The organism is Deinococcus fonticola (genome assembly GCF_004634215.1).
GTDB lineage: Bacteria > Deinococcota > Deinococci > Deinococcales > Deinococcaceae > Deinococcus > Deinococcus fonticola.
This window is the reverse complement of record NZ_SMMH01000056.1, coordinates 1-11,303: the sequence shown is the minus strand read 5'-3', so window position 1 is coordinate 11,303 and position 11,303 is coordinate 1. Positions and strand designations below refer to the sequence as shown.

General features: G+C 61.2%; 16 protein-coding genes. 14 read left to right on the top strand and 2 right to left on the bottom strand.

Going from position 1 to position 11,303, the window contains the following annotated elements:
* Positions 1 to 148 precede the first annotated feature (148 nt).
* The 7 genes from E5Z01_RS18230 (at position 149) to E5Z01_RS18200 (ending at position 3,181) form a co-directional block, all read left to right on the top strand.
* Entirely contained in the window at positions 149 to 421 is a 273-nt protein-coding gene (locus E5Z01_RS18230; RefSeq protein ID WP_135230675.1) for a hypothetical protein, read from the top strand.
* Positions 418 to 633 (top strand): hypothetical protein, encoded by a 216-nt coding sequence (locus E5Z01_RS18225; RefSeq protein WP_135230674.1) that lies wholly within the window; start codon positions 418 to 420, stop codon positions 631 to 633. The genes E5Z01_RS18230 and E5Z01_RS18225 overlap by 4 nt, the downstream gene beginning before the upstream one ends.
* Positions 630 to 917 (top strand): hypothetical protein, encoded by a 288-nt coding sequence (locus E5Z01_RS18220; RefSeq protein WP_135230673.1) that lies wholly within the window; start codon positions 630 to 632, stop codon positions 915 to 917. The genes E5Z01_RS18225 and E5Z01_RS18220 overlap by 4 nt, the downstream gene beginning before the upstream one ends.
* Positions 914 to 1,411, top strand: a complete 498-nt coding sequence (locus tag E5Z01_RS18215) for a hypothetical protein (RefSeq protein ID WP_135230672.1) — start codon at positions 914 to 916, stop codon at positions 1,409 to 1,411. The genes E5Z01_RS18220 and E5Z01_RS18215 overlap by 4 nt, the downstream gene beginning before the upstream one ends.
* Entirely contained in the window at positions 1,408 to 1,668 is a 261-nt protein-coding gene (locus E5Z01_RS18210) for a hypothetical protein (protein WP_135230671.1), read from the top strand. Before E5Z01_RS18215 ends, E5Z01_RS18210 begins: the two co-directional genes overlap by 4 nt.
* 548 nt (positions 1,669 to 2,216) lie before the next feature.
* A complete protein-coding gene (locus E5Z01_RS18205; RefSeq protein WP_135230670.1) occupies positions 2,217 to 2,810 on the top strand; it encodes a ParA family protein in 594 nt (197 codons plus the stop codon).
* On the top strand, positions 2,807 to 3,181 hold the full coding sequence (locus tag E5Z01_RS18200; protein ID WP_135230669.1) for a hypothetical protein: 375 nt from the start codon (positions 2,807 to 2,809) through the stop codon (positions 3,179 to 3,181). The genes E5Z01_RS18205 and E5Z01_RS18200 overlap by 4 nt, the downstream gene beginning before the upstream one ends.
* Before the next feature lie 333 nt (positions 3,182 to 3,514).
* Here E5Z01_RS18200 and E5Z01_RS18195 read toward each other — a convergent pair whose 3' ends face one another.
* Positions 3,515 to 3,853: a hypothetical protein gene (locus E5Z01_RS18195; RefSeq protein WP_135230668.1), complete on the bottom strand. Its 339-nt coding sequence runs from the start codon at positions 3,851 to 3,853 to the stop codon at positions 3,515 to 3,517.
* 77 nt (positions 3,854 to 3,930) lie between these two features.
* A complete protein-coding gene (locus tag E5Z01_RS18190; protein WP_135230667.1) occupies positions 3,931 to 4,374 on the bottom strand; it encodes a hypothetical protein in 444 nt (147 codons plus the stop codon).
* Positions 4,375 to 4,528: 154 nt separating this feature from the next.
* On the opposite strand from E5Z01_RS18190, the gene E5Z01_RS18185 reads away from it, so the two are divergent.
* From E5Z01_RS18185 to E5Z01_RS18155, 7 genes are all read left to right on the top strand, one after another.
* The gene (locus tag E5Z01_RS18185; RefSeq protein WP_135230666.1) at positions 4,529 to 4,756 is read left to right on the top strand and encodes a helix-turn-helix domain-containing protein; all 228 of its coding nucleotides are present in this window, start codon (positions 4,529 to 4,531) and stop codon (positions 4,754 to 4,756) included.
* Between the two features lie 2 nt (positions 4,757 to 4,758).
* The gene (locus tag E5Z01_RS18180; RefSeq protein WP_135230665.1) at positions 4,759 to 6,555 is read left to right on the top strand and encodes a helix-turn-helix domain-containing protein; all 1,797 of its coding nucleotides are present in this window, start codon (positions 4,759 to 4,761) and stop codon (positions 6,553 to 6,555) included.
* A 237-nt stretch (positions 6,556 to 6,792) separates the two neighbouring features.
* Positions 6,793 to 7,677 carry a hypothetical protein gene (locus E5Z01_RS18175; protein ID WP_135230664.1) on the top strand — a complete coding sequence of 295 codons (885 nt, stop codon included), beginning with the start codon at positions 6,793 to 6,795 and terminating at the stop codon, positions 7,675 to 7,677.
* A complete protein-coding gene (locus E5Z01_RS18170; RefSeq protein ID WP_135230663.1) occupies positions 7,674 to 9,992 on the top strand; it encodes a bifunctional DNA primase/polymerase in 2,319 nt (772 codons plus the stop codon). Before E5Z01_RS18175 ends, E5Z01_RS18170 begins: the two co-directional genes overlap by 4 nt.
* Positions 9,989 to 10,237: a hypothetical protein gene (locus E5Z01_RS18165; RefSeq protein ID WP_135230662.1), complete on the top strand. Its 249-nt coding sequence runs from the start codon at positions 9,989 to 9,991 to the stop codon at positions 10,235 to 10,237. The genes E5Z01_RS18170 and E5Z01_RS18165 overlap by 4 nt, the downstream gene beginning before the upstream one ends.
* Positions 10,234 to 10,473, top strand: coding sequence for a helix-turn-helix domain-containing protein (locus E5Z01_RS18160; protein ID WP_135230661.1), 240 nt, complete (start codon positions 10,234 to 10,236; stop codon positions 10,471 to 10,473). Before E5Z01_RS18165 ends, E5Z01_RS18160 begins: the two co-directional genes overlap by 4 nt.
* Positions 10,474 to 10,537: 64 nt before the next feature.
* Positions 10,538 to 11,293 (top strand): hypothetical protein, encoded by a 756-nt coding sequence (locus tag E5Z01_RS18155; protein ID WP_135230660.1) that lies wholly within the window; start codon positions 10,538 to 10,540, stop codon positions 11,291 to 11,293.
* Positions 11,294 to 11,303: the final 10 nt, after the last annotated feature.

Below are 11,303 nucleotides of genomic sequence, written 5' to 3'. Positions count from 1 at the left end.
GTGAGCCGCATTCCTTCAGGTGCAGGGTTTGACGAGCCGATACGCCTGGCCTTGCGTGCCGCTGAAGCGGATGTGCTGGCGGGAGGCTTACCGCATGAGTTCAAGGGGCAGGCATGACCCCCCCCGGTTCTATAGGAGGTGAAACCACATGGCTAACCCTAACCCCGTGAATGCCCGTCTGGGCAAGAAGAAGGCCAGCAAGCCCGGCAACCTCAAGGAAGTGGCCGGGATGCTCTGGGAGGCACTGGAAACGGCGCGGGAACTGCTGAGCGACGACGACACCGGAACGCGCCTGAAGGCCATTCATGCCCTTTCGCAGACGGCCAGCAGTTACGCCCGCGTGTATGAAGTTGGAGAACTGGAAGCGCGTCTGGAGGCGCTGGAACAGGCCATGCAGGGGCAGCAGAAGGGGGCGGCATGACCACGAAGAAGAGGCTGGACGTGCTGGAGGAAGCCCGCCGGAAATGGGAGGCGGAACATCTGCCCATAGGTGAAATGTTCTCCTGCCTGAATGCGGTGCTGGGCGTGGTGTTCGACGAAGCCGGGCCGGAAGTGGGCGGCAGAATCGCGGGGCGGATCGTGGGCGACAAGGCCCGCCGGGTGGACGCCCTGTCACGCAGGGGGCAGGCATGACGCGGGGAAAGCGATTGGACGCCCTGGAGGCACAGCAGCGGGCACAGCAGCAGCGCAGCACGCCGGGCACCCTGAAGCCCGTCCACCCGGACGCCCTGCGAGAACTGGCAAAGCGGCAACTGTTCGCCCTGCCTGCTGAACTTCAGGCTGAAGTGCGGAATCGTGGGGACGCAGGGCTACAGGACTTGCTGAAGGGTGTACGGCTGGCCGGAAAGCCCGCTGAAGGTGAAAGCCAGCAGGCTTACGCCCTGCGCGTGTACCGGGCGGCCAGGGGCACCGCATGACGCGCCGGAACAGGAAAGCCAAAGGAAACGCGTCCACCCGGCTGGACGCATTGGAACAGCAGGCAGAGCAGGCCAGGGCAGCACGCATTGAGGCGCAGGAACGCCAGCAGGAAGCCGCCGTGAACATGCTGGGCCGGGATGACCGGGACTTCATACTGGACTTCATGCGGCGCTGTGAAGTCGACCCGGCATTATGGCCGCGAGTCTGTGAAGCCTGCGCGGCAGTCGCCCGACCAATGGAAGAACATGTTCCGCACATTACCGACTGGCTGGACGCCCTGGAGAAAGTGGAAGAAGGCGGTGTGTACCCCCTACCGCCGGTTGATGCTGCCGTGTGGATGAGGGACGCGGCGGATCGGTGGCATGAGGGACTGGAGCGGGAAGAGTGGGAGAGCGCAGACCTTCAGGACGGGGCGAAATGGCACCGGGGATATTTCCGGCTGAGTGCGAACCTGGCCGACGTGCTGACCCGTGAAGCGCGGGTGAGGGCGTGAAACTGACTAAGTTAATGCGCCTGGCGCACACTGATAACCTCTTTGATCGTCTCGCCATTCTCCAGCCAAAAGCGGCTGAACTGCTGAAACTCCGCACCGTGGCCCTGTTGCCGCCGGACAAGCAGCGCGAGGTGTGGCGCGTGCGTGGGCGTGACACGAAACTCACGCGGGCCTTCCTTGACGCGCCAGGCGCAACCCCAGAGGAAAAAGCCCTGAATGCCTACATGGCACTTTGGGGAAAGCGTGGAAGGGTCTAGACGCAACCGATACCCTTTGCCGGGCCTCCTGTTGTGGCATTTGTGCCGCCGACCAATTTACCCGCGCCGGTAAGAAGGTGCCGACTGGGGAATTTCCCCAGTTGAATAAGCGCACGGGGCACACAACGGTAAATTTTACCGATTTGAATATTGCCCCCTTATTCCGCACGCGCACGGGCGCGACACGTTGCGGAAATTATTTCCGCAACGTCGCGCCGTCAGCCCCACGCGCACACGGGCGCGACCTGGGTTGACGTGCGGAAATTATTTCCGTACGTGGCAGCCCCACGCGCACGCGGGAGCGACACTGGGTGCCAGCGAAATTATTTCGCTGGCAGACTGCCAACTTCCGTTCTAACCGGCAGTTGGTGGGGATTCCGTTTCAAACGGCACCCCCATTTCAGACTGTCCTGTCCGCACTCGCGTTTCAAATCGCTCAAATTGAGCGGTTCCCGTACTAATGTCGATTAGTTCTAATTCTGTGTGAGCATTGCCGGGAATGCTATCTATTCTCGCAGTTCCGGCCGTTTGCCGGTACGCTGCCCAGCATGTACCGAATAGCCGTGACGTCTGAGAAGGGCGGCGTGGGGAAGTCCACCCTGGCTTTCAACCTGGCCGGGGCGCTGAGTGACCGGGGGAAGGTGGTACTGGTGGACGAAGACACCCGCATTCAGTCCTGCCTGACGTGGGCCGGGCTGGCCAGTGTGCCCTTCCGGGTGCTGTCGCCTGAGCAGACCAGGCAGGGAGTCCAGCAGGCGGACTTCCTTCTTGTGGACAGTGAAGGCAGACCATCACGGGATGACCTGGCGGAAATGGTGGGCAGCTTTGACCGGGTGCTGATCCCCTGCGGCGTCTCACGGCTGGAGATCGGTTCCACGCTGGCCCTGTGGCGTGCCCTGAAGGATCCGGGCGGCGTGGTGAGGGTGGTCATCACGAAAGCCCCGCCAGTGGGCCGTGTGGGCCATGATGCGCGGGATGCGCTGCGGGCGGCGGGTGTGCCCTGCCTGGACGCGGTGGTGAGGCGGTACGCGGCCCATGAACGGGCGGCTGAGGTGGGCGGCCTGGTGCGTGACGTGCGAGACGACCGCGCCGGGGAAGCGTGGGCAGACGTTCAGGCGGTGGCCGCAGAGGTGGTGAAGTGAGCCGGAAGAATCGTTTCGACTATGCCAGCCAGCCGGAACAGCAGCCACAGCCGGAAGTGCTAGCAGAGCAGGCACAGCCGGGGAAGGTGGTACAGCCGGAAGGGCTTGAAAGGCCGGGTGGAGCGGCGCACGCATTGAGGGAACCAGGCGCGTATGCCCTGCCTCCACAGCAGCGGGGCAAGCGGGCTGGTGAGGGTGAAGTCAGGCGTACCGACGTGCCCCGCGAACAGTTGAATGTGCGGATCAGGCCGGAACTGAAGCGGGCAGCGGCCTCTGTGGCGGCCCTCCAGGGCTTGACGCTGGGGGATATCGTCGAGACGGCCCTCATCGAGTACATACGGCGCAAAAACGAGGCCACAGGAAGCCCGTGAAGGTGCCTTGAAACAGGCTTGAGGGTAAAGACACCTGGGAATAAGTAGAGGATTCCGCTACTTCCCCCTCGCGCGTGTGGGCGCTTTGAATGCATCTCTAACAAAGTTATAGATGCGCCGGGGAAAGTACAGGATTCCCGTACTTATTCCCTCGCGTGCGTGGGCGGCGAACGAGGGCGCAACGGCGGATTCCGCCGTTGCGTTGCCCAGCTTATTTTCCTCGCGCGTGGTGGTGCTTAACTTGCGACAAATTGTCGTTTTTGGTGGCGTCACCAAAAAGGCCACAGAAAACCCCGGCACACTGGCCGGGGCGGAAGGGGTGATGAGGGGAGTCTAGTTCACGTCATCCAGAAGCGCCTGCACAAAGGTGTGGGCGTTCTGCTGGGCGTCATCTGTAGAACCCAGAAAGCCCAGCGGGTGCCAGTAGGTGGCCTCTGTCCACAGGACATAGCCCAGATCAGGGACGCCCACGCCGACGCCTGCCCAGCGACCCGCCCACGCTTGCACGGTGGCGGCCAGTTGCGTGTGTAAGTCATTGTGGGCGGCGTCGATCAGGGCGGCGTTACGGGCGCAGTCGGAACACAGCGCCTCTGTCATCTGGCTGGGACGGTGAAAGGCCAGGGCGTTAGGTTTGCCGCACATATCGCATTCAAGAGTGGTGGTGACAGGCATGGTGTTTTCTCCAGTGGGCCTAAGTCAGGCTTAGGGCGGTGAAGGGTGTGATTTGAAATCACACCCTGGAACGTGATTCAGGCGGCGGCGCGGTGGGCGTCGAGGGGGAACATGTTCAGCAGATACGCCCACACCTGGCGGGCCTGCTGCTCAGTCAGGGCGGCCAGGCTGAAGCACTCATCGAGGCCAGCACCGCGCCGGGCGATTCCGTAGTGATCGTGCAGACCCAAGCGGCCCATGATGGTGTGCAGCTTGTGGGCGCGGGCCTTGCCGATGGTGGCCGGGGCGCTGGGCTGGCTCAGGACTTCCGCCAGGACTTCCACGCGGGCACCTTCCAGCAGGTTCACGGCGTATTCCACGCTGGCCGTCTGGCCGTCCACGGTGGCGCTGAGCGGGCCGCCGACCACTTCACGGCTGAGGGTAACGGTGTGGGTGTCCACGGCGGTGACGGTGCCGCACTCGCGGTAAGTGACAACGGCCTTCCAGGTGCGGCTGAGGGCGGGTGCTTTGGTATCTTGCATCTTGATTCCTTCCTTACTGGGGGAGTCAGATGGGGGCGCTTCTCTTCGCGGGGTAGGCGTCCCTTTTCTGCTGACTTAAATATACGATATTCCGTATAGAGTGTCAAGCGGTATATCGTACAAGTGTGGGAATAAATAGGGTAGAATATCTGGTATGGGAACCTTAAAGAGTCATCTACCGGAGATCATGGGGCGTCATCGAATCAAGCAGACAGAGCTGGCTGAAGCCGGGGAACTGCGGTACGCAACCGTCAACGACTTCTATAACGGCAAATCAAAGCGAATCGACTTCGCCACAATCGCGGGCGTCGTGCAAGGGCTGAGGCGTCTCAGTGGCCATCCGTACACCGTGGGCGACCTGTTCGAGTACGTGGAGGAATAGCCATGGACGAGATGCTTGAAGAAATCGACGAGATGCGCCGCATGCCCGAAGACCCCATGAGGTTAATTAAAAAGCAGACATTGCAAATGCTTGAGCGGGAAAGAGAATATCCCGAGTGGGCCGCATACGAGAAAGAACATCTCGAAGAAGTTGATATCTACGAAGGTTTAAAAATCGTACTCCAGGCTCAAGAGGAGGCCGACTTTAACTTTGTAGTTGCCTACAAACAGCTTCGTTTGAAACGTCTTATTCGAGGCACAAAGAAAGGAAGCGCAAAAGAGAAGAAGCTAGTCGCTGAATTTGAAGCACTCGGGCCAGACGTTACGAACCAGGCAGAGGAGATGTTTCAAGCCCTAACTGATCGAGTTTGGGAAGCGGGCTATGTATCAGTCGGCGGCGTGGCTCACTTCAAGGTCAAACCCGGCGCACCGTATCCGCCTGAAGGAGACGTGTACGCCTATCGGCAAATTCCCCGGGCGGGGCTGATCGCAGGGAGTCGGCCCTTCAAAGCGAAAGCACGCGCCAGAGGCGGGAAGCGGGCCGCACCTTCTCAGTATGAAGAGAGGCCGCTACACAGTACGGCTACGGGCTGGGCGATTGCTCATAGCTTTACAGCCATGCAGCAGCGGGGCGGCTGGGATTTAGTTGAACAGGGCGCATTGAAGGTAGAGCGCGGCTACCCTGTCAGCCTCAAATCTGAAAAAGTTCACATCGTCTACTTCCTGGGTGAACTGGAATTCGAGGATGATCTTCACCCGCAGCCCTTCGGGGCGGCGCAAACTACCGAAATTCTGAAGCGGTGGGGCTTGCTGCATTCCTTCCTTCACGCGGGGCTATGTGTTGCCCTGAGCGAGAGCAACGGGCGCGGGGTGGAGCTGGGCGAGAAGGATCTTCTCTATATTTCTGGCCTGAAAACTGCCTTCGAGAAGGGCCATATTAAAAAAGCCGTTGCCATTGAGAGAATTCGGGCAGCACTGAAGGATCTGGGCACACTAAGTGCAGCCGTCCGTTCCACAGATCGACGTATAGAAACTGACCGGCAGCCGCTTTTCATCAATCAGCCTGTTGTGATTAGTGCAGATGGAGAAGCTAAGAGCATCGCGGCTCACATTGCCCCTGGACACTGGCTGAAAAGATTCTTTGGCCCTGACAGGCCGCACTACGATATCCCCAGAGAGCTTTTCACCCTACCTGCTGGCCTTCCTTCATGGCTGGGAATCTGGCTCACGGCCAATGTATGGCGATTCGACAAGGGTCGGCGAGTACCGCTGAGGAAAGTACTGGAGGGGATAATCCCCCAAGTCAAACCAGAAAATGCAGAGGAATGGGAAGGGCACAGCATCACATGGGCGGAACTGGAGCCTGAAGAGCGGACGCCCCAGACAGCCGCCCGCATGAAGAAATGCCGTGAGACGCTTCGTGAGCAGCTTCCACGCATTGAGTCGATACTGACAGCCCATAATATTGCCTTCAAAATCCACGGCAACAAGCGCACCGGCACAACCTGGGAAGAATTTCTAGACTCGCCTACGTCACTATCCATTGTGGGGATCGAATCACGGCGGCCATTACTTGACCGCGTGCTGGACACTGTTGAACCTGAAAAGAAACTCACTGGTGAAACGATCAAGGCCGCATTGAAGGCGGCGGGTATGAAGCAGGGTGAGCTGGCAAAGCTCTTAGGCGTGTCTGCGGTAATGGTGACTTACTGGCTCAAGCCTGCTGACGATCCGAAAGCAAAAGCGATAACACCTGAATACACGGCCAAAATCAGGGAACTGCTGAGGCTTGAAAATTAACCGATTTAACCCCAGATAGGGGGCCAATTTACCCCAGATAGGGGGCCGTGCCATTTTTTGAAGGCCGTCCAGCACAGCGGAAAACAAATTAATTAACCTCCTATACCGTCCATAGGACATGTCCGCCCGCCAGAGGCGGCGGCCATGAAAATAAAAGCGTCCGCAGAGGTTCGGCCTCCTACAGCAAAGCCTCTGCGGACAACTCCCCCGCCCGGAACCGGGCAAAGGCGGTTCATTGTGGCAGCTTCAGATGAAACTTATAAGGCTAGCCCCGTAAAACGGCACAGGCGCAGCAAGGCAGAGCTGGAGAGCGTACAGAAAGCCCTCTATGAAGAGATCAGGCAGGGGCCACCTTACACAGTCAGGCAGGCGTACTACCAAATGAGCGTGCAGGGCGTAGTCCCGAAAACAGACCCAGGGTATGACCTGGTGCAGCGTGAACTACTGAAGATGCGCCGGGCCGGAAAACTGCCGCATAGCTGGGTTGCTGACAGTACACGGTGGATGCGAAAAGACCCTAGCTATTCCAACATCAAGGAAGCTCTGGTGGCCGCAGCCCAGGCATACAGACGTTCACTCTGGAATGAAGCGCCTGTGTACGTTGAAATCTGGTGCGAGAAAGACGCGCTGGCCGGGATTCTTTCAGATGTAACCATTCCCTATGACGTACCTCTTATGGTGTCGCGGGGCTTCTCCAGCGCACCTTACCTGTACTCAACTGGAATGCACGCGGCGCGGGTGGGTAAGCCCTGTTACTACTACTACTTTGGCGACCACGATCCCAGCGGCGTTTTGATTCCTAAAAAAGTCGAAGAGGGCATCACGGAGTTTGCCCCACACGCTGAAATTCACTTTGAACGGGTGGCCGTCAACGAAGATCAGATCCGGGCCTGGAACCTGCCCACGCGGCCCACGAAGAAAACAGACAGCAGGGCGAAGACTTTTGTGGGCGAGTCATGCGAGCTGGACGCCGTTCCTCCGGCTTTACTTCGAGAATTAGCGCGTGACTGCATTGAAAGGCATATTCCGCCGGAGCGCCTGGCCCGGCTGAAGCGTCAAGAAGAAGAAGAGCGTGCCACATGGTTAGAAGCCTTTAGCTTTCTCGATAAGGACGCTTCGTGAACACCGTCCTGAATGCGGCCCTGGAAGCCGTCACTCGCGGGTGGAGCGTGTTTCCCGTGCAGACGAAGGGCAGCTTTGCCAAGAAGCCGCACTGGTGCCTGGTGGACACCGGGCACAGCAGGGAAGTGGACGGCAAACTCAGGCCGAGCTGGGCGGCCCTCCAGCACACGCCGCCCACGCCGGAACAGGTACGCACCTGGTACGCCCGCGAGACTGACAAGGGCGTAGCGGTGGTGACGGGTGCCGTGTCCGGGCTGATCGTGCTGGACTTCGACGGGGCCGCCGGTGAGCAACTGCGCGAGCGCCTGGGCTTACCTGCTCACGTCCGCACAGGCAGCGGCGGCGCTCACGTCTACCTTCAGCATCCGGGCTGGAAGGTGGCCACGCTGAACAGCAAAGCGAAAAAAGAAATGGGGGAGAAGTGGCCGGGCCTGGACATTCGGGCCGATGGTGGATATGCGGTCATGCCCCCCAGTGAGAACGCCAGCGGCCCGTATCGCTGGGAAGCGCAGCCGGGAATGCCGGAACCTTTACCCCTGGATACCCTTCCGGCAGATCTGCGGGCTTTCCTGGGCCTGGTGGAAGCCCCACGGGTCTCTTCACCCGCGCCGCGTGCTGCTGAGCCTCCTAGAGCCTCCTACGCGGCCCGCAGTGGTGACGGGCGCGTGAACGCCGCGCTGCTGATCGACCGGGCTTTGAAGCAAGTGGACAGTGGCGCAGGGCGCAACAATGCCGGGGCATGGCTGGCCGCGCAACTGCGGGACAACGGTTACAGCGAATCGGAAGCCCTGCCGCACATGGAAGCCTACGCTGGCCGCGTAGGCTCGCACGATACGCACGGCCAGCACGATCCCTATACCGTCAGTCAGGCCCGCGCCAGCCTACAAAGCATGTACTCGCGGGCGGCGCGGAAACCGTGGGAAGCCCGGCAGACTTCCACGCCAGACTTCAGCACACCGCAGCCGGGAAAGCCGTCACAGCCAGCACAGCAGGCAGAGCCGGAACAGCTAGCACTTCCGGCAGACGTGCCGGTGATCGTGACCGGCGAGGCCGCCCTCGCGCCAGTCGAGGCAGCCCTCAAGCTGGATCCTGAACTGGCCACGGCACGGCGCACCCTCACGGGTGAGGAACTGCGCTCACTCGTACAGGACGGGCGACCTGTCTTCATCATTAAGCCCACGCAGGCACAGGAACGGGCCTTAGACGCTTCCGGGGTGGAGTGGTACACCCTGCCTGACCTGCCCCTCACGGCCAGCCCTGAAGAGCTGCTGAGGGCCATTGAAGGCGGCATGGTGGACGCCCTGCCCATTACCGGGAACCTGGACTTCCTTCAGGACGAACTGCCCGCCCTGGCCGATCTTCGATTGAAGCGCGGCGGGAACACGTACCCCACGGGCTTACAGGACTTCGACGAAGCCATAGGCGGCGGATTCTATGACGGCCTTCACGTCCTGGGCGGCGTCACGGGCGGCGGTAAGACGGCCCTGGCGCTGGCCATTGCGGAACATAACGCCAGGCAGGGCCGCCCCGTCCTGTACGTCACTTTTGAGCAGAGCCGCTATGAGCTGTGGGGCCGACTCATCAGCACGAAAGTAGGTGTAGGACTGCGGCAACTTCGTACCGGCGGCACCGCAGAGCATCCCGTGGGGGAACAACTGCGGCGCAGCCCGGCCTATCAGGACTTGACGCAGACCGTCGGCCCTTATCTGACCGTGAATGAGGGCAACGGCGTCGACGGTGGGGCGTGGGGCGTGGATCGAATCGCGGCGCAGGTGAAGCGCCTGAAGGCCGTTCACGGCGTCTCCCCCCTGGTGATCCTCGATTACCTCCAGCGGATGCCCGCCGGGGACAACAAAGACCGGCGGCATCAGATCGACGAAACAGTAACGGCCCTTCAGGTGAGGCTGGGCCGGGAACTGAATACGCCGCTGCTGCTGATCTCCAGTGTGGGACGCGGGAATTATGGCGAGCTGCTGAAGGAACCGCTGGAAGCCCGTCTGAGCGTGTTCAAGGAATCCGGTGGAGTCGAGTACACCGCTTATACGGCTAGCCTCTTATATCCACTGGGGGCGCAGGACGTGATGCTGCTGGGCCTGGAGTCGGCACCTGTGCCCGGCAGCGGACGGGCGGCCCTCAAGGGCTTGTGGAAGTACCTGGTGCTGGATCTGGTGAAAAACCGTGAAGGGGAAGCTCCCCGGCAGTGGATCGTGAAATGGCATCCGGCCAGGGGGACATTCGAGGTTGTCAGGGCTGTGGACGTGAGCGAGCTGGAAGGAATCAGCGGCAACGGTGGCCGCAAAGGTGGTAAAGCATGAAGCGCCTGACGCCCCTTCAGTGGGCTGTCCTGCTGGCCTACTCGCACGCCCTGCCCCGTGGCCCTGAACGAACCCACGTGCGGCAACTCGTGAACGAATCACGACCGGAACGGTGCGGGCCTGCCCTGATGCTGGCCGCCAGTCACGGCTTGACGCAGGACGGCAAGATTACGGCGACCGGCAAGCAGGCGGCGCGTACCCTGCTGGGACGCCTGGCCGTGAGTGACCTGGAGGTGACGCCATGACCACACCCCCCCCGTTCTATACGCCCCCGCCGGGCGTGCCTGCCTGCCTGACCCGTGGGCAGGTGGCCCGCGTGCTGAACATGGGCGAGGAAACCGTGAAGGGCTGGCTCAGGAGTGGCGCACTGCCTTCCGAGCGGTTCAATGAGGGCGCGTCCTGGCGTTACGTCCGGGCTGATGTGCTGATGAACTTTGCGGCCCGGTACGGTTTCCCGCTGCACTGGGAAACAGTTCTGTAACCCGTTTTCCCCGTTCTGCCCGTTCTCCCTGACTGGGAGAGCGGTTTTTTTGCATGGTGGACACATGAACCTAGATCAACGAATCAGAGAAGCGAGAAGCGCACTACAGGAACTCACCGCCGATGAGGTGGAACTTTCCCGCCTGGAGGCCGATCAGGCCGCACAGATACAGGCACTCAAGGCCAGTGGCTCACGGGATTTCGCGGCCCTGGCCGATCTGGAGGGAAAGCGGAACGCCCTGGCGTCCATGATTGCTGAACAGCGTCAGGCGATCAGTCAGGCGCAGGCAGAACTGGGCACTCTGGAAGCGTCGAAGGCGAGGGGTGAAGCCCTGGAGGACGTGCGGCGCACCTGTGCTGGGTTAATCGAGCGGCGTGAGACGGTGGACGCCCTGCTGACGGAACTGGGGGACTTTGTGCGCGGCCAGTTGCGGAAGATCACGGAAGCCCGGCTGACGTGGGCGGCTGACTTGGAAAATGCACAGGCCAGCGTTCAGGCCACTTTCCAGCTTCCCCGCCCCGAGAATGCCGCCGGACACTACGGAAGCGGCAGCCGGGATCAGGAACGGGCGCGGGACACGTGGGTGAGGTTCCTTGAGGAAGTGGGCGACACGGGGGCGGCCCTGCTGGCGTCCCCACGGGCTAATTACGTGCCGGGGATGTACCGCCCTTACGCCTTCCGGTACGGGCAGCATCAAGCGAGTGTGAGCCGCATTCCTTCAGGTGCAGGGTTTGACGAGCCGATACGCCTGGCCTTGCGTGCCGCTGAAGCGGATGTGCTGGCGGGAGGCTTACCGCATGAGTTCAAGGGGCAGGCATGACCCCCCCCGG